The 22,421-nt window shown below is 54.0% G+C and carries 19 protein-coding genes; 17 read left to right on the top strand and 2 right to left on the bottom strand.

Translation table 11 applies throughout. From position 1 onward, the window contains the following. The first annotated feature begins 23 nt into the window (after positions 1-23). From AC2FEB_RS14810 to AC2FEB_RS14750, 13 genes are all read left to right on the top strand, one after another. A complete protein-coding gene (locus AC2FEB_RS14810; protein WP_496852728.1) occupies positions 24-746 on the top strand; it encodes a TVP38/TMEM64 family protein in 723 nt (240 codons plus the stop codon). Further along, positions 743-1,111, top strand: coding sequence for a hypothetical protein (locus AC2FEB_RS14805; protein ID WP_159090200.1), 369 nt, complete (start codon positions 743-745; stop codon positions 1,109-1,111). The genes AC2FEB_RS14810 and AC2FEB_RS14805 overlap by 4 nt, the downstream gene beginning before the upstream one ends. Positions 1,112-1,195: 84 nt before the next feature. Then, positions 1,196-1,555 (top strand): DUF5676 family membrane protein, encoded by a 360-nt coding sequence (locus AC2FEB_RS14800; protein ID WP_496852727.1) that lies wholly within the window; start codon positions 1,196-1,198, stop codon positions 1,553-1,555. Between the two features lie 132 nt (positions 1,556-1,687). Then, complete coding sequence (locus AC2FEB_RS14795) at positions 1,688-2,737, top strand: YncE family protein (protein ID WP_496852726.1); 1,050 nt, start codon at positions 1,688-1,690, stop codon at positions 2,735-2,737. A gap of 133 nt (positions 2,738-2,870) precedes the next feature. Further along, positions 2,871-5,147 (top strand): copper-transporting P-type ATPase, encoded by a 2,277-nt coding sequence (locus tag AC2FEB_RS14790; RefSeq protein ID WP_496852777.1) that lies wholly within the window; start codon positions 2,871-2,873, stop codon positions 5,145-5,147. Between the two features lie 14 nt (positions 5,148-5,161). Beyond that, positions 5,162-6,478: an APC family permease gene (locus AC2FEB_RS14785; RefSeq protein ID WP_496852775.1), complete on the top strand. Its 1,317-nt coding sequence runs from the start codon at positions 5,162-5,164 to the stop codon at positions 6,476-6,478. Next, the gene (locus AC2FEB_RS14780; protein WP_496852725.1) at positions 6,475-6,753 is read left to right on the top strand and encodes a DUF2933 domain-containing protein; all 279 of its coding nucleotides are present in this window, start codon (positions 6,475-6,477) and stop codon (positions 6,751-6,753) included. Before AC2FEB_RS14785 ends, AC2FEB_RS14780 begins: the two co-directional genes overlap by 4 nt. A gap of 5 nt (positions 6,754-6,758) precedes the next feature. Then, positions 6,759-7,202 carry a hypothetical protein gene (locus AC2FEB_RS14775; RefSeq protein WP_108862296.1) on the top strand — a complete coding sequence of 148 codons (444 nt, stop codon included), beginning with the start codon at positions 6,759-6,761 and terminating at the stop codon, positions 7,200-7,202. 131 nt (positions 7,203-7,333) lie between these two features. Next, entirely contained in the window at positions 7,334-7,882 is a 549-nt protein-coding gene (petA, locus tag AC2FEB_RS14770) for a ubiquinol-cytochrome c reductase iron-sulfur subunit (RefSeq protein ID WP_108862295.1), read from the top strand. A 1,637-nt stretch (positions 7,883-9,519) separates the two neighbouring features. Continuing rightward, positions 9,520-11,181: a multicopper oxidase domain-containing protein gene (locus AC2FEB_RS14765; RefSeq protein WP_496852774.1), complete on the top strand. Its 1,662-nt coding sequence runs from the start codon at positions 9,520-9,522 to the stop codon at positions 11,179-11,181. Between the two features lie 33 nt (positions 11,182-11,214). Beyond that, the gene (locus tag AC2FEB_RS14760; protein WP_496852724.1) at positions 11,215-11,925 is read left to right on the top strand and encodes a copper resistance protein B; all 711 of its coding nucleotides are present in this window, start codon (positions 11,215-11,217) and stop codon (positions 11,923-11,925) included. Positions 11,926-12,029: 104 nt separating this feature from the next. Beyond that, positions 12,030-12,515: a cupredoxin domain-containing protein gene (locus AC2FEB_RS14755; RefSeq protein WP_496852723.1), complete on the top strand. Its 486-nt coding sequence runs from the start codon at positions 12,030-12,032 to the stop codon at positions 12,513-12,515. Between the two features lie 103 nt (positions 12,516-12,618). Next, entirely contained in the window at positions 12,619-13,827 is a 1,209-nt protein-coding gene (locus tag AC2FEB_RS14750; protein ID WP_496852722.1) for an ABC transporter ATP-binding protein, read from the top strand. Positions 13,828-14,136: 309 nt separating this feature from the next. On the opposite strand, the gene cueO is transcribed toward AC2FEB_RS14750, so the two are convergent. Both cueO and AC2FEB_RS14740 read right to left on the bottom strand, forming a co-directional pair. Further along, positions 14,137-15,699 (bottom strand): multicopper oxidase CueO, encoded by a 1,563-nt coding sequence (cueO, locus tag AC2FEB_RS14745; RefSeq protein WP_496852721.1) that lies wholly within the window; start codon positions 15,697-15,699, stop codon positions 14,137-14,139. Positions 15,700-16,458: 759 nt separating this feature from the next. Then, positions 16,459-17,412 carry a helix-turn-helix transcriptional regulator gene (locus AC2FEB_RS14740; RefSeq protein WP_496852720.1) on the bottom strand — a complete coding sequence of 318 codons (954 nt, stop codon included), beginning with the start codon at positions 17,410-17,412 and terminating at the stop codon, positions 16,459-16,461. Between the two features lie 174 nt (positions 17,413-17,586). Between AC2FEB_RS14740 and AC2FEB_RS14735 the strand changes: the two genes are divergently transcribed. The 4 genes from AC2FEB_RS14735 (at position 17,587) to AC2FEB_RS14720 (ending at position 22,123) form a co-directional block, all read left to right on the top strand. Then, positions 17,587-19,245, top strand: coding sequence for an RcgA family putative transporter (locus AC2FEB_RS14735; RefSeq protein ID WP_496852719.1), 1,659 nt, complete (start codon positions 17,587-17,589; stop codon positions 19,243-19,245). Positions 19,246-19,252: 7 nt separating this feature from the next. Beyond that, positions 19,253-20,212 carry an alpha/beta hydrolase gene (locus tag AC2FEB_RS14730; protein ID WP_496852718.1) on the top strand — a complete coding sequence of 320 codons (960 nt, stop codon included), beginning with the start codon at positions 19,253-19,255 and terminating at the stop codon, positions 20,210-20,212. Between the two features lie 999 nt (positions 20,213-21,211). Further along, the gene (locus AC2FEB_RS14725; protein WP_496884193.1) at positions 21,212-21,562 is read left to right on the top strand and encodes a hypothetical protein; all 351 of its coding nucleotides are present in this window, start codon (positions 21,212-21,214) and stop codon (positions 21,560-21,562) included. Between the two features lie 153 nt (positions 21,563-21,715). After that, positions 21,716-22,123: a thermonuclease family protein gene (locus AC2FEB_RS14720; protein ID WP_496852717.1), complete on the top strand. Its 408-nt coding sequence runs from the start codon at positions 21,716-21,718 to the stop codon at positions 22,121-22,123. Positions 22,124-22,421 lie beyond the last annotated feature (298 nt).

Here is a 22,421-nt window from a genome sequence, read left to right as displayed (position 1 = left end):
AAGGCCTGCACAGCAATAGCCGTTTGGTTTTCATCGCGGTTTTGATCGCGTTGCTGATCGCCACCATCTGGTTGTGGCTGTCTGGCGCGTTGGATGCAGGACTATCGCGCGAAATCATTGCTGCGTGGGTGGGGTGGGCCGGCCCGTTCGGACCCGCTGTCATCATCGGCTTCATGACAGCCGCAGTGGTTGCCAGCCCAATTCCCAGCGCTCCGATCGCTGTCGCTGCCGGGGTGGCATATGGGCATGGGCTGGGAACCGCATTGGTTGCCATCGGGGCGGAGTTGGGGGCGCTGCTGGCGTTCCTGATAGCCCGTTGGTTGGGGCACGACGCGCTGCGCCGGTGGTTCGGCGACAAGCTGGACTTGGGGTTGCTTGGATCGCAGAATGCCCTGATGTTGACCGTGTTCACCAGCCGCCTGATGCCTTTCGTTTCTTTCGACATGGTCAGCTATGCCGCCGGTCTGACCCGGCTTCAGTTCTGGCGGTTCGCACTGGCCACCTTGGCTGGACTCCTGCCGGCCAGTTTCGTTCTGGCCCATCTGGGCAGCCAGATTACCGAAACCGCGACAGGCGGCACCAGCATTGCGGTTATCGGGCTTGGGCTGTTGACGGGGGCGCCGCTTATCTGGTTGGCTTGGAAACGTAAAACGCCACATGGCCTATCAGAAAACGATTTGAGCCAGATCAATGCGACCCGCCCAAGCGGTCCTAAACTGTTGGAGAATGGAGGAAACCCTAAGTGATCCGCGCACAATGGATATCAACTGCGACACGGCCGGCCCGAGCCATGGGCCGACTGCAGGTCCTGTTGATCTGTGCGTTGGTGGTTTCGATGCTGATCTCTGTTGTGCCGTCCCATGCCGGGCATGACATCGCGAAGGCCGCCACCCAGGCCGAGCTTGTGATCGATGACAGCGGTGGGTATCCCGCGTCTCATCCATCAGAAGAATTAGACTGCTCAGTGCACCCGGGCTGCTATGCGATGGCAGTTATGGCGGCACCTGAATTGCTCTCGATGCGTATTGCTACGCCCGTGGCGCCAGAACGGTTCCGACCACGCGCAAGCCTGCCGGTCGCACCACTACCACATCCGCCAAACCTGTCCTGAACGTGACCGGCAATGGCCCCGGATTCGCACCGGGGTCTTGCCCAAGCCGTTGATTGCGGCCCAACTCAGTTCAGGACACTTACCATGCTTACCATTCTGTACTTTTTCGTCACGGGCGCGGTGCTATTCGCACTGTTGCGCCTGGCCTGTGGCCCCTGCGTGATGGGGATACAAGAACATCAGCCGGGTGTTCCGGTGATAACCCTTGGCTGGGCGCTAAGCCTGTTTCTGGCCGCAACCTACCTGCTGTGCGTGGCGTTTGACCTGATCTTTCCAAGTTTTGCCATGTACCGGGCTTGGATCGGCCTGATGCCCGGAATGACCTGGCTCAGCCTGCCCTCATTCCTGTTGGGACTGTTATGGGCGTTTCTCTACGGCTGGTACGCCGCGTTGCTGCTCGGCGGACTGTTCAATGTCTTTGCGGCTCGCACAAAACTCAACTGATTGAAAGGACAAAGCCATGAAGGCCATCGCTCTGACCCTGCTTTTGACACCCTTCCTGATGGTCGTCATCTACCGGATTTTTCTGCACGTGCCCGCCATGGTGCGCGTTTCAGTTGACGAAAGGAAACCTAAATGACCCTGCTCAATCTGGCCGCAGGCCTGTCCGTAGTAGCTTTGACCGCGCCTTCGCTTACGCTTGCGGCAACCGTGTTCATTCCCGAAGGCAGCGCGGACTCGGTTTTGGTGATCGAGTCCGAAACCGGCAAGACCGTCGAGCGGCTGCCGAGGCTCGTGGCGGTCCATGGGCTGGCCGGCGCGCCCGGCGTTAAGTACCTGGTCGCGGGCAGCTACGCAGAAACCGAGACTACAACGCCACCAAAACCCGAAGGTATGTCCGAGGACGAACACGCCGCGCACCACGCCAAGCGCGATGTCACCGTGTTGCCCAAAGACAAGGGGCGGAGCCTGCTGACGATCCTTGATGCAGAAACACGCGAGGTCGTCCGCCAGATCGAGGTTCCAGGCGCGGTGCATCACACCGCGGTGTCGCCCGACGGGCGGTTTGCGGTGGGGACTCATCCGGGTGGTGACGGTATTTCGATTATCGACCTCGAAACGCTCAGTTTCCGAGGCTTCGTTGCCACCGGGCCAATGCCCAACTACGCGGTTTTTTCGCCTGACAGCAACAAGGTCTATGTCACCAACACCGGCAATGGCACGCTCAGCGAAGTAGAAGTCGCCAAGGGCTTTGTCGCACGCAACATCCGCGTTGGCGAAGGCCCTGAGCATCTGGTGCTGAACGCCATCGGCAGCGCCGCCTTCGTCGCCGACAGCGATGGCGGCAAGGCTTTTCGCGTGGATCTTGCCGGCGGTTCCGTCATCGACATATATGACATTGGTGGCGAGCTGCACGGGATCGGCCTGTCCGACCGGGAAGGCGTTTTGTTCGTGGCCGCTAAGGGCACCGACCGGCTGTTGTCGATCGATCTCGCAACGGGAAAACAGCGCGCGACCAACCTGTCACCGGCACCTTACCACCTGACGACAATACCGAATTCGGGCAAAGTGATGGTATCGAGCCGGACCGAACCGAAGGTTTGGATCGTCGATCAGGTTAGCTTGACGGCTGTATCAGAAGTGCCGGTACTGGGTGAGGGCCACCAGATGGTTGTTCTACCCTGAAGGACTGTGCCGGACCTTTGCGAAAACAAACGGCTCTACAACCAACGCTCAAACCAGGGATCAGAACATGACAGAAGTCCACGACACCGGAACCCACGCAAACATTGCGGCCGAGGTCGCCTATGTCTGCCCAATGCATCCTGACGTGCGTCAATCTGAGCCGGGCGACTGCCCCAAATGCGGAATGCACCTTGTACCCCAGGGCGCCGTCGACACACATGCGCATCATAGTGACGCATTCACCGAAACTGACGGCGGTGAATATGACGTCGTTCCCGCAGGCTATGACGGAGCAGTTTATACCTGCCCGATGCATCCACAGGTGCGGCAAACCAAACCTGGGTCTTGCCCACACTGCGGCATGGGGCTGGAGCTGGAAAGCGCGACGATGGTCGACGAGGGGCCGAACCCCGAACTGGTGGATTTCACCCGTCGCCTTTGGGTGGGCGCGGTTCTGACGCTGCCGCTCTTGGTTTTCACGATGGGCCCCTATGTGGGGCTGTCAGGCGTGCGAGAAATTTTTGGTGAACGCACGACCCTATGGATCGAACTGGTACTTGGCACACCCGTCGTCCTGTGGTGCGGCTGGCCATTTCTGGAACGGGGGTGGAATTCGTTCCGCACTATGAACCTGAACATGTTCTCGTTGATTGCCATGGGGGTGACGGCAGCGTGGCTGTTCAGCGTTGTAGCCGTATTGATGCCCCAAATTTTTCCAGACGGTTTTCGCGATTCAGCAGGCCATGTAGGGGTCTATTTCGAGGCAGCCGCAGTTATCGTTACACTTGTTCTGCTCGGGCAGGTGATGGAGCTGCGTGCACGTGAAGGCACCGGAAAGGCGATCCGTGCTTTGCTGGATATGGCTGCAAAGACGGCCCGAATTATCCGACCTGACAGAACTGAAGAGGAAATCCCGCTTGAAGAGGTTCAGGTTGGCGACCGACTTCGGGTACGCCCCGGCGACAAAGTGCCAGTAGACGGCGTTGTGCTCGAAGGTCGCTCATCTGTTGACGAAAGCATGATCTCTGGCGAGCCGGTTCCGGTCGAGAAGGTACAGGGCGAGCCGGTTACGGGGGCTACGATCAATGGCACCGGTAGCCTTGTGATCGAGGCAACCCGTGTGGGTGCTGACACGATGCTGTCGCAGATCGTTGAGATGGTGGCCAACGCGCAGCGCTCTCGCGCGCCGATTCAGAAATACGCTGACAAAGTGGCGGGCTGGTTCGTGCCGGCGGTCATCGGCATAGCTGCGTTGGCTTTTATCGCGTGGGCGATCTGGGGACCAGCCCCAGCTCTGTCTTACGCTCTGATTGCAGCGGTGTCAGTATTGATCATCGCATGCCCGTGCGCACTTGGCCTTGCCACTCCGATGTCGATCATGACGGCTACCGGGCGCGGGGCTCAGGCCGGCGTTCTGATCAAAAATGCCGAGGCTCTGGAGAGGTTCGAGAAGATCGAAACCTTAATCGTAGACAAAACCGGCACCCTCACCATGGGAAAGCCGCGCCTTGTCGCCGTGCTTCCCGAACCCGGCCATGACGAGGCAGAGGTTCTGCGGCTGGCCGCTACGCTGGAAAAGGGATCGGAGCACCCGTTGGCCGAAGCGATCGTCACCGGTGCCGAGGAACGTGGCGTGGTCTTGTCCGACGCCAGCGATTTCGAGGCGGTGACCGGCAAGGGCGTAAAAGGCACGGTGGGTGGTCGCCCGGTCGCGCTTGGCAACTTGAAACTGGTCACCGATCTTGGGCTCGAGGCAGCCGATCTGATAGCCAAGGCCGACGCGCGCCGTGATCAGGGTGAAACGGTGATGTTCGTGATGCTGGACGGAGCGGTGGCCGGTCTGGTCAGCGTCGCCGACCCGGTCAAGGAAACCACACCTGCCGCACTGAAGGCGCTGCACGAACTGGGGTTCCGCATCATCATGGCGACCGGCGACAACGAACGCACAGCGAAGGCGGTAGCCGAACGACTGGGTATTGACGAGATTCGTGCCGACGTTCTGCCTGAGGACAAGGCCCGCATCATCCGCGAGTTGCAGGAGAAAGGCGGTAAGGTCGCCATGGCCGGTGATGGTGTGAACGACGCGCCGGCGCTGGCACAAGCCGATGTAGGCATCGCTATGGGTACCGGCGCGGACGTGGCGATCGAAAGCGCAGGCTTCACGCTGGTCAACGGCAGCCTCGATGGCATCGTGCGTGCCCGCAGGCTGGCGCGCGCCACCATGCGCAATATTCGCCAGAACCTTTTCTTTGCCCTGATCTATAACGCCTCGGGCGTTCCGGTAGCGGCAGGCCTGCTGTTCCCACTCTTCGGCATCCTGATTAGTCCTATGTTCGCTGCTTTCGCCATGAGCGCATCGTCGATCTCGGTGGTACTCAATGCGCTACGCCTGCGGGGGGCGAAGATTTGAGTACGCATCAGAATATGACGCACGGGGGCGGGGGCGGCCTGAAGTCGGGCTCGATCTCGCTGACAGGCGCGGTGGCCATGGGCACGGGCGTGATGATCGGCGCCGGAATCTTCGCGCTGACGGGTCAGATCGCCGGGTTAGCGGGGCCGTGGTTTCCACTGTCCTTCGTATTTGGAGCGATTGTGACGGCCTTCAGCGCCTATACCTACATCGCCATGTCCAACGCCTGGCCGTCCTCGGGCGGAATCGCGATGATCCTGACAAAGGCCTACGGGCCGGGAGCAGTGGCGGCGGCGGCTTCGCTGATGATGGCGTTGTCGATGGTGATCAACGAAAGCCTCGTGGCACGCACCTTCGCCACCTATGCGCTCAGGCCTTTCGATATCGAGGACGGGCCGTTGGTGCCTGTGGTCGCGGTGGCGCTGATTGTCTTTGCCTATGCGGTCAACCGGTCCGGGAACCGCTCGGTGGGTTTGTGGTCCATCGTCATGTCGGCGCTCAAGATCGGCGGGATCGCGATCTTTGGCGTTGCCGCGCTGTGGGCCGCGGGCGGGGACTGGCAGGCGCAGGGTTCTGCGTCCACCCGACCGCTGGGGTTCATTGCGTCAGTGGCCCTGTCGATCCTTGCATTCAAGGGCTTCACCACAATCACCAACAGCGGCGCCGAGATCGTCGATCCACATCGCAACGTCGGGCGCACCATCATGATTTCGATTGCGATCTGCGCAGTAGTCTATCTGTTGGTGGCCTTCGCTGTGGGTACAAGCCTGCCACCGGACCAGATTCGTGCCGCACAGGACTATGCCCTGGCCGAGGTCGCCCGACCGGTGCTGGGGCAGGGTGGGTTTTACTTGACTGTTGCGTTGGCAATGGTCGCCACCGCCTCAGGGCTGATTGCCAGTGTGTTCGCTGTGTCGCGGATGCTAGCAATGCTGACCGACATGAAGATGATCCCACACAGCCATTTCGGCATGACGGGCAGTATCCAGTCGCACACGCTGATCTACACGGTTGTCATCGCCGGGTTGCTGGCGGTGCTGTTCGACCTGTCGCGCATCGCCTCGCTGGGGGCGTTCTTTTACCTGGTGATGGACATGGCAGTGCATTGGGGTGTTTGGCGCCGGCTGCGCGGTCAGATCAGCGCTCGGGGCTGGGTCTTGCTGACCGCCCTGGCGCTGGATGCCGTGGTCTTGATCGCATTCACAGCACTCAAACTGCGCTCGGACCCGATGATCGTGGTCTATGCCGTTGCTGGCATCGTTCTGGTCTTCGCTTACGAGCGCACATTTCTCAAACACTGGATCATCAATAAGGAGGCAAATCTGCCATGACCCATTCAAACGCCGAAAAAACCCATCTCCAGCGTGACAAAGTTGAACAGAGCACCCCGCAACACTCGTCCGAAGTGGTAGAAAAAGAATCACAACCGAGCGGGCACGCCAAACGTAATTGGCTTCCAGTCGCCGCGGCGTTAGCCTTCGGCGCCGCTGTGCTGGGCTGGGAATACCGCGATGTAATCTATCCGCTGCTCAGTTCCCCGTTGCTGTTCCTACTGGCCTGCGTGGGCATCCACTTCTTCATGCATCGCGGCCACGGCAAGCACTGAGAACGATGACCGCACAACCCGCGATCCGCTTTTATGCAGTGTTGGGAACAGCAATTTTGCTAACTACGTTGGCAGAGCTGTTCTATTTGGTTGTCTGGGGCATGATGTTGTTTCCACAGGGCAGCCTTGCCGGCAAAACCGTGTGGACTTTGACTTGCGGGCTGGCCATGGGCGCGGTGATCGGCGTCGCAACGCTGGTTTGGGTGGAGTTCCGGTACTGGGGTAACGCCGCGCTGTGGCGGGCAGTGCTGGTCGTCGCGGTAGTCGGTAGCTATTGCGCCGTTCTGTGCAGCCGGATTGACGCCCGGTTTGGATATTTTGGCGGGCAAGAGAACACCGGCCTTTTCATTGCTTCAGGCGTTTTTCCCGCGTTTGTTGGCGGCATCCTTTATGGCTGGCTGCTGTACGGACCAAATGCCGCGTGGGCAGTATCAGAACGGCCTGATTGAGAAGAACCGTTAGGAAAACCATGGAGGACCCATGATCGCCACAAACTGATGGAAATAGGGCAACATGCTCAATCCCTCGGACCAAGCCGTTGCAATATGACGGCGAGGTACGGACAGGTTGGAGGAACGTTATGTCTGATATCTCAGAAAGAAGAAAACCCCCAAGAGACGAATCTCGGCGTGACTTTTTGTATTATGCCACAACAAGTGCAGTGGTCGTTGCCACTGGCGCGGCTATCTGGCCTTTGATCAACAGCATGAACCCAAGCGCCGATGTGTCAGCTCAGGCTGTAGTTGATGTCGATCTGGAAGGGGTAGGGCCGGGAACACGAATAACGGTGAAATGGAAGGGCAAGCCAGTCTTCATTGACCATCGGACCACAGAACGTATCGAATTGGCCCAGGAAGACGATACAGTGCCGATGATTGATCCAGAACCGGACGCGGCCCGCGTCCAACGTCCGGAATGGCTTGTGGTGGTCGGTGTCTGTACCCATCTGGGCTGCATACCGCTGGGGCAGGGCGGCAGCGAACCTGTTGGAGACTGGGACGGTTGGTTCTGCCCTTGCCACGGCTCGCATTACGACACGTCGGGCCGCATTCGCAAAGGCCCAGCACCGCGCAACCTCGACGTACCGCCATATGAGTTTACCTCGGATACGCGGATCAAGATCGGCTGAATACTGTTTGTATGGCTTCCGTAGAAGGACCCGGTCATCTCGTCAGAAGCATCTTTGTTTGTTCCGGGTTTCTCGTTCATTTGCGCGCTTTATTTTCTTCGATGAATCAGAGGTAAGCCATTGGTCAAACCGCTAAGCCTGTCCGATAAGAGTGTTGTCACATCGAAATCCGCCCAACAAAGATATTCTGATGTTTGGAATTCCAGTTACCCGAGTGGTGGCATTCCATGTGTCAAATAACTCGAGATAGTGATCTCGGCGTTGCAAGGCGGAACAATGGTGTTCGGGTACAAAGAAGCAATTCCGTGTGATCAGCTGACAAGCCTTTCGCGACCGTTGTCGTAGTTAAGACTGGCATCGCCTTCTGTGCCTGACAACTGAACATGGCAATCCTGGAGCAAGCAATCGTCGGAGGACAGTAGCTGCAAGGAGGAAAATTTTGCGCGTGGCGCGCAAGCCGACAGTGCAAGCGTAGTCGAAGGTTCTGCGGCCGCCGACCGGGCGCGCAGATACTCCATAGTCGGAGATTGCCGTCGGCTTTCGCGTGCAATTTTGCCCAGGCTTCGATTGCATTCGGGTGCTTGGGTATTTTCGTGGTCGAATGACGGGAAATTCCCATAACCTTATGCATGAAGTTGAGGGCCACGAATGGGTTCTTCGGTACGGGCAGACTGCGTGACTTAGAGAGCCCGCCAACGGCCCGACCAACCAGAAAATAAAAACGATCTGCAAGACCACAATGATGCGACAGGCCATCATCACCAATTCTATAGCGTTACCAGCGGTTCCTTTTACGCAATCCTCCTGTGGGCCTGATTGATGATTATCTGACATGCTCCAACAGTCCTAGATCACAAACTCACCCGGCCTTGCCAAGCAGGAAGGTCAGGTCGCTCCTTTCGCAAGATCGTGAGAACAAAATGGTGAAATATTCGGCTTTTTTTTGCCGAACCTAGGTCTAGTTCGTCGACTCAAACTAAACAGGTTTGCCTTCTTCCAATGGCTCTCAAGAAGTTGAATCTATATTATAAATTTTTCGGAGTTCCGCTCTTGAATTGCAAATCATACCCAGCTACTTGACCAGTAGTCAAAAGGACAAGGAACTATAAAATAATGCGCCAACAGGCGGGAAAACTGTGGATTTCAATGCTGTTGGCAATTGCGCTGACTGCATCCTCGTTTCTTGCCCCTATGGCGGTTGCTGCTGATATCCGTTCGGACAGTTTCGTTGCAGAACAGCTTGAAACATCCGCCTTAAGTGCAACTCTCAGTTCTGCTCGGTGCCACCAGGCAATAGGCTGTGAGAACTCGGTTGCCTTTCAGTTTTGGTATGACCGTGCCATTTCTGAAACCGTGATAAAGCTTTCAGTTCCTCTGACCGAACCTAACAAAAGGTTGGCCGGTCCCGAGACTCGTGTCCCGCCTCCCAAAGCTTGAACTCAAGCTCCTGACTCCACTGCCTTGTCAGTCGTATCTTTCATAGACATTTCGTTGTCTTCTCTTAGCCTTGAAAGGGTTGCAGGAGAAGTTTGGGAATGCGTCGAAGCAGTTTCGTGAACGATCCTGATATCTTCACGTTTCTGTGCGCAGTGACTGCTCGCAGTGGATTTCGTCAATACCAATAATCTTTACAAGGACTGACAATGTCATCCATTAAATCCTTGCGCGCGGCTCTGACCGGCGCGACCCTTGCGTTGTGCTCTGTAACCACAGCCCAGGCTGGCACATACAATATCACTGTAGACAAAATCCGGATCGACACCGAAGATTTTGGAAAGAAAGGCGTCGGCTACAATAGCACACAGACGCCCACTATACTTCGCTTCAAGGAAGGCGAGGACGTCACTATTAATGTAACCAATAACCTGCGGGAAAGCACCTCGATCCATTGGCATGGGCTAATACTTCCATTTGATCAGGATGGTGTCCCCAAGATCAGTTTTGATGGCATCAAACCTGGCGAAACATTCCCATACAATTTCCCAATCAAACAGGCCGGAACCTATTGGTTTCATAGTCATTCCGGGTTTCAAGAACCAGACGGGGCTTATGGAGCTATCGTGATTGAGCCAAAGGGAGGCGAAAGTATCCGCACTGACCGCGACTATGTTGTTCAGTTGACTGATACCCATCCGCATCAAGGTAAGCGGATCATGCGCAACCTGAAAATGTCGGCAGACTACTACAATCGTTCTCAACGCACCGCACAGGATCTCATCAAAGACACGGGTGACGTAGGTCTGAGGGCTGCACTGGAAGACCGCAAGATGTGGGGTCGGATGCGCATGATGCCAACGGATGTCGAAGATGTTCAAGGTTTTACTCCCACAATCAATGGGGAAAGCACTGCTCAGAACTGGACGGGCTTGTTCAATCCTGGTGAGAAGGTGCGGTTGCGGCTAATCAACTCCTCTGCAATGACCTATTTCGACTTGCGGATTCCAGGCCTGAAAATGACTGTAATACAGGCTGACGGCAATGACGTAGAGCCGGTCACGGTGGATGAGCTCCGCATTTCCGTCGCCGAAACCTATGATGTGATCGTCCAGCCCAAGGAAAACCGCGCATACAGCATTGTGGCCGAGTCTATGGGCCGGACAGCATTGGTCCGAGGCACTTTGAGCCCGCGTGAGGGAATGGCAGGGCCAGTTCCAACTCTTCGCAGTAAACCACGTCTGACCATGGCGGATATGAGCGGTGTTATGAGCGGAGCGGGCGTGGAAGAACCTGTCATGGAGAACGCGACCTCCTCGATGATGGATATGAGCGGAATGGACCATAGCAAAATGGGCCACAACCTCGCTTCAACCACGAAAGCTGCAGACCCCTTCTACGCATCAGGTAGTGGATTGATTCCTGTGGCGGCGAACGGCGGAAAATTCCTGAGCTATGGTGACCTTCAGGCGCGCAAACCGCGTTATAGGGATCGGTCGGCAACACGCGAAATTGAAGTGCGTCTGACTGGTAACATGGAGCGATACATCTGGTCGATCAACGGAGAGAAACTTTCCGAGGCCGAGCCCATCAAGCTGCAGTACGGGGAGCGGGTCCGGTTCAAGTTTGTCAATGAAACTATGATGTCGCACCCAATGCACCTGCATGGCATGTGGTCAATTCTTGATGCCGGAAAGGGCGAGTACGATCCGATCAAACACACTGTCAATATTGCACCGGGAACTACCGTCTATACCGAAACCGAAGTGGACGTAACTGGCCAATGGGCATTCCATTGTCATCTTTCCTACCATGCCGATGCGGGCATGTTCCGCAAAATAGTCATTCAAGGTGGCCCCGCCTGACCTCCTGACAGCAAAAAAACAGAGTAAAGAATCATGAAAAACTTAATCGCCCCAACATTTGCGGCAGCCGGGCTTTCGTTTGGCTGGGCCGCTGACACAAGCGCAGAGACCTATACTTACGGGTTTCAGGCGGAGCAATTGGAGTACAGATCTAATGATAAAGGAGAGGATACTATTCAGTGGGATTTCGACGCTTTCGTTGGAACTGATGAGTCAAGGTTCGTCTGGCGCAGCGAAGCGGAGGTTCAAGAGCGCTCAGGTAAATTCGAGACCCTTGAAAACCAACTACGGTTGCAGATGCCCATTTCGAGTTTTTTTGACGCTGTGGTGGGAGTTTATGCAAATACGCCCAGCGATCTTCCAGAGCGGTACAATGCAGTTCTCGGTATCAAAGGACTGGCGCCACAATGGTTCGAAATTGATGCTGATCTCTATCTTTCGGAGAATTCGTTCTTTCGTTTCGAAGGCGAATACGAAAGTGCTCTGACAAACCGGTTGTATTTGATCCCTAATCTTGAGCTAACTGTCCCGCTGCAGGATGATCTTGAATACAATCAAAGAGCAGGTGGAGTTACCGTCGAAGCGGGTCTTCGGCTCAGCTACGATCTCATTGATCGTGCTGTGTCACCTTATGTCGGGGTCAACTACGAAAAATCTTATGGCGGCACTGCGGATCTGATCAGGGCTAATGGCGAAGAGAATGGAATCTTTGCTATCGTGGCTGGTGCAAGGCTCGTGTTCTGACGTCAGAATTTCAGGCCGGTTCTGGCCAACCTGCCAAACCCAAGCTTTCTTTAACACTGAATCTGAAAAGGAACATGTTTCCTTTTCAGATTGATGGAGAAGACATGAAAAAGTTAATTTTCACCACGGCGTTGCTTGTACTGACCGGAACTTCTGTAGTCGCCTCTCCTTTTGGCCTCGGTACCGGCAACATCGGCGAAAGCAAAAAAACGATAGTTGGAATACCCGGCGACCGCCGCGATGTTGACCAAACCGTCAAAGTCTCGATGAAAGAGACAGATGAAGGTGATATGATTTTCACACCCTCACTACTGGAGATAAAAAAGGGTGAGACTATCAAATTCGAGGTGATGAATTACGGTGAAGTTGACCATGAATTCATCTTGGATACGCCTGAGCTAAACAGCATACACAAAGAGATTATGGCGGCCCGCACAGAAACTCACAGAACTCCAAATTCAATTACGTTATCGCCCGGTGAACAAGGTGAGGTTATCTGGAATTTTACCAATAGCGGTGATTTCGAGTACGCTTGTTTGATCCCTGGGCATTACGATTCTGGTATGTTTGGCAGTATCACAGTGCAGTAACTCTTGCTGGTATAGTTAACCGCAATGTTCCCATGCAACGGCGCCGATGTGTGCGGCAATCCCTAGATGGTTGCCGCATACCAAACTCAAAAACTGATTTTGTATGCCGACTGATCAATTACTCCCCGAGTATCACAATTTTGCTCACAAAGCCGCTGCATGGCTGAGTTTCAGCTATGACGAAGCCGCACCTGCCTGGCTTCATCCAGCACTACATTTGGTATTGGTGTTGGTTCCAATATTTCTAGCAGTGTCGACTACATTTCTAGCCCTACGCGCTCTTTATATTCGTTTGAAACCACTAGCGCCGAACCGAGATGTGAGGCCTCTGCATGAAGCCGCAGGTCTTCACCACAATTTGGTCTCACAAATTATTCAAACCACGCGCGACAGGCAAGTTTGCCTTATTTTGCTCAGCCTTTCGTTAATGCCGCTGCTATTTTTGTCTTTGGAGTTGCCCAAGCAAATCGTGAACAATGGGCTGGATAACTCGCAAGATATAGTAATCTTTGCGGGGTACAGCCTTACGCAGATACAATTACTGGTTGTGTTAAGTGTTGCATATTTTCTCACTATCACATTGAATGGGTTGGGAAAATACAAACTAAACGTGTTGAAAGGGCGTGTAGCTGAACGGTGCCTTAGGAGGCTCCGACTATTTATCTATCGCGGATGGAGAAATCAGAAACACCTAGCGCGAAAAAGTGAACTACCTCAGGTGCTCGGACAGGAAATCGAGCCGATAGGTGGAATGGCTGCAGATTTGATTACTCTACCTGTAATGCAAGGCGGATCGTTGGCCACGATCCTGACCTTCATGTTCATGCAGGATCTGATCCTAGGATTCGCTGCAGTAACTGTATTGCCAGTACAACTGTTTTTGCTGCCGTACATTCAACGAATCGTGAACCGGCTTGTCCACGTACGAATTCAAGAGATGCGAATTCTCAGCCGCTGCTTGGCTCGTCAGTTTGATCCAGCTCACGATCACCCCCGCGATGTCCTGCAAACTGCTGCCTCGCTCCGTCGGCTTGAAGAAATCAGGTGGCGTATTCACAGAGTGAAGTTCCTTGCCAAGGCACTAAATAACTTCCTTACAGCCTTGACGCCATTCGTGTTTTATACACTTGGCGGATACTTCGTCATACAGGAGAGGATCACGCTTGGCGCCCTGATTGCCGTACTGGCAGCTTACAAAGATTTTTCAGCACCCCTCAAGGAGCTGTTCAGGTTTTATCAGCAGTTTGAAGACACGCGAATTCGCTACAAGGCAGTCTATCAGTTTCTTGATGAGCACCCATCACGTGCGTAATACCACTGTCACATAGTCAGTTCTCGTCAAGCGAATTGCCAGCGTTGAATAAAACGTCACATTCTAAGATGCGAAAAAGCCGAACGGACGAGACAAACAAAAGCTCCGCTTTGGCGGCTTATATTGATTGCTTATATTCCTTGGCGTGGACGATCCCGTTACTGAAGTCTGGAGCCTAAGGTTAACTGTAACCTAAGGTTGCAAGCGGACAGATCGGCTAAGCATCTTAGCATCTTATCGTGAGCTTTCGAGAATGCCCAAAAAAACGTGGTCGTTCCAGTCCTTTCAAAGACATGCGACACACGTTTGTTAACCGACAGTGAACTGAGCCATCATCCCAGAGTCTTCATGCTCCAATATATGGCAATGCGCCATATATGGCGTCTGCGTCCCAGCTGAATGAGGGAAGTGTACGAGGATTTCGGCTGAACCTCCGTCGGATATGGCAACAGTATCTTTCCAACCCGAGAGATGAGCCGGTGGAGCCGTACCATCAATGGTCAACAGACGAAATTGGCAACCGTGGATGTGAACCGGATGCATCATTGCGTCACTGTTTTCATTGATCCGCCAGCGTAGCAAAGTGTTCTGTTCGGCTTCGAAGGGTTTGGCATCCAGTGTAAATGAAGACCCGTTGACACCATTCGCCGTCGATTGATCAACTTCCGAAAGCACAGGTTCTTTTTCAATTAGGTCCGTCAGCTTCTGTAAGTCGGTTTTGCTTGCGGATCCCTTAGTTACGCCCATTAGTCCGGCGTCCATCAGAGCTTTCATTCCCTGCTGGTCTAGATTCATATTCATTGTCAACGTCTGACTAGTCGGTGGAGGTATGGACGGCAACGCGGGCATTGCGGCCAATGTATCAGGCAGGACACCATTGCCTATAGGTCCACTGGGATCAATCGAGACCATGGGCAACGCCAAATCGAAGGGCGGCAATCGCATGATAGGTTGCTCAACTGGCAGGGTCACAAGATCGAATGCCTTACCGTTGCGCGCGTCCAATATCACCTCGTATCGCTCGCCAGCATGTATAACAAGTTCCGTCAATTGCACCGGTTGTGCCAACAACCCTCCATCCGATCCAATCACAAACAACGCGCGATTGTCGGACGCTGCCAACCGATAGCTGCGCGCGTTGGATCCGTTAAGGATACGCAGGCGCAGCCATCCCTTAGCCGTTTTTGCGATCGGGTATTCTGCGCCGTTAACAAGTGCGACATCGCCGACATAGCCTACTGTCACCGCAGCGAGGTTGAATCGGTGAAAGAAATCGCCATCGGACTTGAACCGTCGATCTTGCAATATCAGAGGAATGTCATCTATGCCCCAAGTGGAAGGCAATCCAAGTCTAGTGCTTTCATCATCGTCAACTAACAATAATCCCGCCAAGCCCTTGATGACCAGTTCGGCAGTGGCGGGATAGATATGCGGATGGAACCAAAGCGTCGCCGCGGGCTGATCAATCGACAGTGGCGCCTGCCAGCTCTCTCCAGGCGCGATTATCTGATGCGGTCCACCGTCGACCTGGCCAGGAATAATCAGGCCATGCCAATGAATGGTCGTGGGCTCGGGCAGGGCGTTCCTTACATGCATGACAACTTGATCACCGCGCTTTACCCGTACGGCTGGCCCAAGAAAGCTGCCATTGATCCCATACGTAGAAGTATGGGGTCGGTCGCCAAATGTCATCGAGCCTGTCTGCGCGGTTAAGTGGATTGCCCCATCAGCATTGGCAAACAGTTGGCGTGGGATCGACAGCGCTGGTCTCGCACCTTGTGCGGCCGCTTGGTTTACCGACGGCATCAGCGCACTTGCGCCTAGAGCAGTTAGGCCGCCGAGGATCTGTCTTCGATTTGATTGTGTTCGCATCTCCGCCAACCTTTAGAGTCGCCATTTTCGCAATTCGGTGGAGTGCCTACCTGAGGTTCACCAAGCCTTGAACTGATCCAGGCTGTTTCATATCTAGGACGCAACCTTAGTCAGCGTAAGGGCTCTACTCGTACCCCCGCCACTGTCTATTCTCGTAGCTTTTACCTCCTGCGTCTAGCCCGCTGAAAACCAGCTAGCTTAGTATCCACGCCCTGGACTAGACCCTCCGACTTCCATCACTCCTATCCCGCCGTTTGCCTTTGGTGCACCCTGGGGTTCTAGATCTTTATCGCGTTGGTTCTACTGGTCATTGCCTGCCCCTGCGCGCGGTCCCATCATGGGGCGACGAAAAGGACCCTTTTTGCAGCACTGAACTTCATTCGCGCAACCCACTGATTTTCAGTGTACATGACTGACGCAAAACCCTATGCAAAATACATTCGCGAAAACTGGCAAATTTGCAACCAAGTAGAAATGTCACTGGTTGTGCAAAGTAGAAATGTCCCAGTTGCCGCGGAACGGGAGTGCAGCCTGACAGGGTGGAGACCTCAAACATCGGAGCCCTGGTTGGCTGCACGCTTCTCTTTCGCTGTTTTCGCAAGCCTTGAGTTCCAGCCATCTCAATTGCCGCCAACCGGTCTATGCCGGAGCTGGTGCCGCGTATCACTAGTGACCTGCCACATCCAAGAGCAGGTGGTTGGTCCTTACTTCCGAACTTGAGCGGTCGAAGAAGCTTTGTTCCAAACCCGCTAAACTTACTCATAGGTTCTTAACCCAAATTTTTCGATCTGCATCTTCACCAAATGCGCCAGCTATGGCCTCGATGGAAATAAGAAACCGCTCTGACAAGCTCGCCGCTTCGACCGGTACAAAGCTCGCAAGATCCCGAACCTGTCGACCCCGATCAAAGGAGATGATCTCATAGTTATTACGGGTCCAGTACACTATCCCGCCAAGTAGTACACGTTGATCCCGATCGACGACTTCTAATACCGGATTTGCGAAGAAGTCGGTCCACAGTAGTGTTCCAACACTCACAGCGCGTCCGACAGCCTGCTCAATCGTATTGCTCCTGAACTTGGTCATAATAGAGTCCGTAAGAATGTTGACCAGGCCGGAGGAAAAGCCAATTTGGCGGGCGATGCTCTGCGGAGACAAACCAGCCGCCAACATTCTAAGGACATCTCGTTCATCCCCAGACAAAGACTCCGCGGGGAAATCGAGGGTAATGTCGATTACATCCAGTGCCAAGAGGTGCAGAAGCTGGGCCTCGTGTCGCAATTCGGGGAGGAGCTTCTGAACCTTTGATTGCCAGCGCGTGGCGGGTAGGTTGGAGGTGACAGTGAAAAGGCCAAGATTACCGAACGGGCCGATTGTGGGAATTGATATCCCCTGGCAACCGACGCCGAAGCGTTTTGCAGCCTCAAACATTGGAGCATACTCGGGTTGTGCGGAATATGCTGACCACTCCAACGGCGCAACAGTGTTCGCCCCATATCGAATGAGTGGATCAGCCAATATCAGATTGTTGTCCGTGTAGTAATTCACCCAATCTGTAGGGAAGGTTGTGCACCCATGAACGATTTGGAGAGACGTGTCGATGTGTGCATAAGACGCATTTGTCAGCACATATCTGTCGCAGATTTCTTGCAACCTGGCTTCGCCGGTCTGCTGCAAATCTAGGGTGCTCTGCCCAATATCTGTAAGTTGCATGTGTGTTGTCCTCGGGCGTTTGTTTGCGTTTTAGGTCTTCAACTATCGGTTGTTGAGAACACGAGAAGTCTATTTGCCGCGCTATCACTAAGGTTGATTGCCACAGCTGCTTGACAATGCCACGAAACGGAACGAGATCATACGAGAAGATATGAGAGCTAGTTAGCCAAGCACTTGAAAAACAAGAAAAGAAAATCTGCCCTACCGCCGAAAAATGGCAGCGACTTTAAGGAGCTGTTCAAGTACGCAACGGATATCGGCGTAGGTCTGCCGATAGGTGGCGATGGTTTGCCGATCGGAACCTGGACGCCGCAAACGCTTGCGGCTGCTCTATCTGAGATTGAGGCAAACAAGACCGGTGTTGACCTTCGTGCCGTACAGCACTGGTTCGAAAATAATGATAAAGGAATAAGTGCTCCGAGCATCAATTTGTTAGCCAGGGTGTTCGGTGGTGGCGACACTGAAGCCACGACAGCGTGGCGCTCTGAGCTGACCGCTGGGCAAAGGCGGCTGATGGCAAAAAGGAAGGCAATCAAAAGTAAGAAGAAGCGCCAAACCATAGAAGCGGCTGTAGAAGATCCAACCCCAGCGAAACCATGGCCTGCCCCAGCTATTCCGGTCGGAGAATTTCCCGAGCCGTCTTCTGTACCGACTGACACCAGCGGGATCTATGGCTTACAGCATCATCCAAAGACCCTTGCCGAGAGATGCGAAAAGATCTTGAGTGGTGCAGCGTCAATGAACCTACTGATCGTGTATTGGCTGGTTTTTTGCGGGCTGGGACTGATGAACTATGTCTTTGACACTCTGAGTGTCACATACAGCCCGTTCGAAGGTCTGGACAAGCAAGTCGGGTTTATCTGGGCCCCAACCCTGACCGTCTTGCCGTTGGTGGCTCTCCCGGCTTTCATCTATTACGTGAGCGAATTGACAACCTATTGGAAGCGGGTCGGTCGTTCGAAGTGCATTTTGCAAGGCGTGACGTCAATTGATGGCCCAGGCAACGCGGCCTGGTATGTTAAAGTGAACAATTTCTCGTTCTCGTTTTGGGCAATTGCCCTTTTTTGCCTTCTCTTCGTGTTCGGCTTTCAGTGGGCAGGGATCTACTTGCCTGCTTACCTTTCCGGAGATGCAAACAGCGTTCAGATCGATCGGTACCTTGTTGCGCTTGTTCGGCCAGAAGTCATCTCTATCGAGGAAGCAATGGTGCTATCGTTCGTGGGCTACTTGTATACCGCGTCATACATCGCAGTTTTCATGTTTGGCCTCCTATTCTTTGTCATAATCGTCTTGGACTTCCAAGATATCTGTATGACGCTTGACGTTGAAGACAACGAAATCGAGGGCCGCCAGGTCCGCAAAGAAGGACAGAAAATCGTTTGGGGCGGTTTCAGGGTTGTTGTCTTTGCTTTGTGGTTGGCCACGCTCGTAAAGCTTCAAATTACTTACCTGTCTTCTGATAGCTCAGATTTCCTCTCTTGGATGAGTATAGACATGATGGGTGCATTTGATGCGACCTCATTGCGTAATGGCTTATTGGTGAATAGCTCAATTAGCCATTTCACAACTTTCATGATGATGGCTGTAACGGTCTCTGTCTTCATTTTTGGAGTTCTCAGAATCCGAAGCTCTTTTGAGCGTTTGGCCGTTTACGACCGGATTCAGCAGTCGACACGGGACTATCTTACATTGTTTGAGATGCTGGGTGTGATCGCGCTGTTGTCGATTAGTTTGGTGCTAGTTGGGAGGTTTACTGGGTTTTCTATTGTTGTTGGTATCAGTGCCATCGCCTCACTACACGTGCTATCGGGACCGAAACTGAGAACCTACTAGGTGGATAATGATAGAGGCAGAATTCTACGATCAAATGGCGGAAGGGCCAGCATCCAGCAATGCTTACTGGATGCAGACCGAAGACAATGTACGTGTTCGTGTGGGCGCGTATCGGTGCGAAGGCGAGAGCAAAGGTACTATTTTGCTCATGCTGGGAAGGTTTGGCTACGTGGAAAGATATGGGCGCGTTGCAAAGGCGTTCGCAAGGCATGGGTTTGCAACCGCTGTCATAGACTGGCGAAGCCAAGGGCTTTCGGACCGCATAGCCGATGACCCTTTGGCCGGCCACATTAACAGCTTCTCAGATTATCAGAAGGACGTTCAGGCTCTCATCGAGGCAGCGAACAGTTTAGAGCTACCGAAGCCGTATTTCCTGATTGGCGTATCGATGGGTGCCTGTATCGGTCTCCGGGCGATGTTCAACGGCCTGCCTGTTGCGTCTGCTGCATTTATCTCCCCGATGTGGGGGATACGAATGACCGCTGCACAGCGTATCGCAGCTTGGCCCCTTTCGTGGGCATTCAAGCAATTTGGGATAGGACAAAAATACGTCCCAGGTGAGAGCAGTGAGATTTACGTGTTGGAGACACCATTTGAGGAAAACAACCTTACCCACAATAGCGCCATGTATGACTATTGGGTTGATCAAGCCAAAAAAGCCCCCGAGCTACAAATAGGTGGACCAACAATGGCATGGCTTTATTCGGCCCTATACGAGTGCCGGAGCCTTTCAAAGATGCCCTCCCCCGACATCCCGTGCATAACCTTCTGTGGCGAGCTCGACCAGCTGGTGGACAACTCATCGATCAAGCGTCGAATGGCGGCATGGCCAAACGGTGAGTTCTCGATGATCCGCAATGCCAAGCACGACGTGCTGACAGAAACCTCGGAAGTAGGGGGCGATGTGATAAGCGAGATTGCCGGTTTCTTTACCAAACATGGTGCTTCTGCGACGCCAGCAGAATAGTGTTGGCAAGCTGCCCCTTCTAGGCTTGGGGTTGCTAACAACCCAAGCCGTCTCATCTGGCCTTTAACTCTTGGGTTGATCTTGGCCGGCGGTGTGGCGGTATCCTGCCGTAGCTTGTGTCGCCTAATAACGGACCAGTTCGTAATCGTAGTTCCCAAATATGTCCGACCACTCGACGCCAACGCCACGGAAATAGGTCGGGCACCTATCCTTGTTCAGGGGCAGCCAATCAGGACGGGGGCCTGGCGCGCGATCTGACCAGTGGAAATTGGCGTTTTCGTCGTAGGTCCCGACGGACATATCCAAGCGGGTTGTGCATGGGCCCTCGCGTTCACGGATCCTGTAGCTGTAGTGACGGACATCCCAAACACGGATCGAGCGAATAACATCAAAATCTGCAGATGATAGATCAACGTTTGCAAGTGTTGGCGCGGGTAGGCTAGGGGAGGCGGGTCCGGGGTTGGCCCAAGACTCTAAGGCAAATGATACTTCAACAATTACTGAGGGTTCTTGCTCTTCTTGGGGCAGCTCAGGGAAAGGCGTGGCACTGACCTCCCTAATTGCTTCCAGGCGTTGCATCGGCGTGAGATTGGAAGTGCCCAAGACCACGCCCATCGGACATCGCCAAAGTTGCAATGGTGGTTCAACCGGCATGGGCGTGATGCGACGAATGAACTCGGCCCTTGCCGCGTTGCAGTCGGGATCGGTCGGCCATCCACCAGCTAGACATAAGAAGATTGCACAGTCAATGGGATAGGCTTTGACCTCAGTGGCGGGCACGCTTGCGACTGCGAGCGTACCAACCGCAAACAAGCTTCGGATCATGGGTGTCTTGTGTCTCATAAGGTCTCCTTTCATATATTGCGGCACACTATCAGAGTCAGAACACTTTTCCAGTTTTTTCACATTTTAATGTATCACCTCAATTTAATAGATTGACACAACATAAGTTTTCCATCACAAATTTTGGGTGTAGAAGGCGGTCCAAGGGGGATCGCCATGGCGGACAATAAGAGACAGTATACCGTGGTAACCATTGATATGGTCCGGGGCTTTCTGGAAGACAAAATTCCCTTTACGTGCCGCTACGAATTCATCGGATTTGCGTCCCATGACCGGCCAAAATACCACTGCATTTACACATCACCAGATTACGTTGGTGCGCTTTGTAAATCGAGGATCTCAAGGACAGGTGCTGTCCCGCGTGAGCTTGTCCTTTGGCCCGGCCTCATCAATCACCACCAAGAGTTTGGTGATGGCCGGTTCCTGTGCCTTAAGCCGGATTTCTCCATCGAGTCAGTTTCACCCAAACAACTCGAAACAGCCCTGGCCTTGGACACTCAGCCCTAACTCTAGTCGAGGCCTGCACAGGGCCTCCTACCTTAGAAACTGCTCAAGCACTGCTTGCCCGTCCCGGCACGGGGTAGGGGACGAACCTTTTGATGTCCTTCGCCCACTCGCCTCTGATCATATCATTCTTCTGCATGAAGGAGCGCAGGGCGGATGAAGAAGCTCCTTATCTCCTGCGCGGTGATAGCCGGGGGGCTGATCGCCAACCATCACTTCGGCCAGACGACCAAGGTCCTGCGCGCCTCGGAAGTTGTTGCAGTTGACGGCGACACCATCGACCATGGCGATGACCGCTACCGCCTGGTCGGCTTCGATACGCCTGAGACCTACCGTCCACAATGTGATGCGGAAAAGGCTTTGGGGCTGAAGGCGAAAGACAGGCTCACAGGCCTCATCGACACAGCCGGTCAAATTAAGTTGGTCATCAAACCAGAACTGGACAAGCACGACCGTTTTCTGGCGGTCGGACGTGTGGCCGGGCAGGACGTCGGGGTCATCCTGATTTCCGAAGGTCTTGCGCGACCCTATGACGGCGGCAAGCGCCAGTCATGGTGCATCTGATTGGAGTAAAAATGCAGGAAAAGGAAAGAAACTAATCGAGCAAGGAACGGTCCTGTCGGTTGTTGGCGCAATCGACAGGACCAGAAACGCCCCAATGCGAACCAGGGCATTCCTCAACATCAAGAGAGAACCGTAAGCGATGAAGAATACAGCAACACTCGATGCTGCTCCCAACAAGGACAGCAAATGCGCCGGAGTCAATGCCTCTGACTTCGGAAGCAATAGCGACTTCTGAACGGTCTTCAGGGGTCCGGTAGGTGCGCGCTCATGCATGCCAGAACTACGCCCCATAATGACT

It is taken from the genome of Ruegeria sp. YTSC106 (assembly GCF_059609765.1).
Note: the sequence above shows the minus strand (reverse complement) of the source record. Positions and strands in the feature narration are given on the sequence as shown.

Bases quoted from the DNA above. Each gene is read 5' to 3' on its own strand.
- AC2FEB_RS14755 (WP_496852723.1), top strand. From the start codon at position 12,030: ATGAAAAAGTTAATTTTCACCACGGCGTTGCTTGTACTGACCGGAACT.
- AC2FEB_RS14775 (WP_108862296.1), top strand. From the start codon at position 6,759: ATGACCGCACAACCCGCGATCCGCTTTTATGCAGTGTTGGGAACAGCA.
- AC2FEB_RS14790 (WP_496852777.1), top strand. From the start codon at position 2,871: ATGCATCCTGACGTGCGTCAATCTGAGCCGGGCGACTGCCCCAAATGC.
- AC2FEB_RS14730 (WP_496852718.1), top strand. From the start codon at position 19,253: ATGATAGAGGCAGAATTCTACGATCAAATGGCGGAAGGGCCAGCATCC.
- AC2FEB_RS14720 (WP_496852717.1), top strand. From the start codon at position 21,716: ATGAAGAAGCTCCTTATCTCCTGCGCGGTGATAGCCGGGGGGCTGATC.
- AC2FEB_RS14780 (WP_496852725.1), top strand. From the start codon at position 6,475: ATGACCCATTCAAACGCCGAAAAAACCCATCTCCAGCGTGACAAAGTT.
- AC2FEB_RS14750 (WP_496852722.1), top strand. From the start codon at position 12,619: ATGCCGACTGATCAATTACTCCCCGAGTATCACAATTTTGCTCACAAA.
- AC2FEB_RS14740 (WP_496852720.1), bottom strand. From the start codon at position 17,412: ATGCAACTTACAGATATTGGGCAGAGCACCCTAGATTTGCAGCAGACC.
- AC2FEB_RS14795 (WP_496852726.1), top strand. From the start codon at position 1,688: ATGACCCTGCTCAATCTGGCCGCAGGCCTGTCCGTAGTAGCTTTGACC.
- AC2FEB_RS14800 (WP_496852727.1), top strand. From the start codon at position 1,196: ATGCTTACCATTCTGTACTTTTTCGTCACGGGCGCGGTGCTATTCGCA.
- AC2FEB_RS14760 (WP_496852724.1), top strand. From the start codon at position 11,215: ATGAAAAACTTAATCGCCCCAACATTTGCGGCAGCCGGGCTTTCGTTT.
- AC2FEB_RS14725 (WP_496884193.1), top strand. From the start codon at position 21,212: ATGGCGGACAATAAGAGACAGTATACCGTGGTAACCATTGATATGGTC.
- AC2FEB_RS14785 (WP_496852775.1), top strand. From the start codon at position 5,162: ATGACGCACGGGGGCGGGGGCGGCCTGAAGTCGGGCTCGATCTCGCTG.
- cueO (WP_496852721.1), bottom strand. From the start codon at position 15,699: ATGCGAACACAATCAAATCGAAGACAGATCCTCGGCGGCCTAACTGCT.
- petA (WP_108862295.1), top strand. From the start codon at position 7,334: ATGTCTGATATCTCAGAAAGAAGAAAACCCCCAAGAGACGAATCTCGG.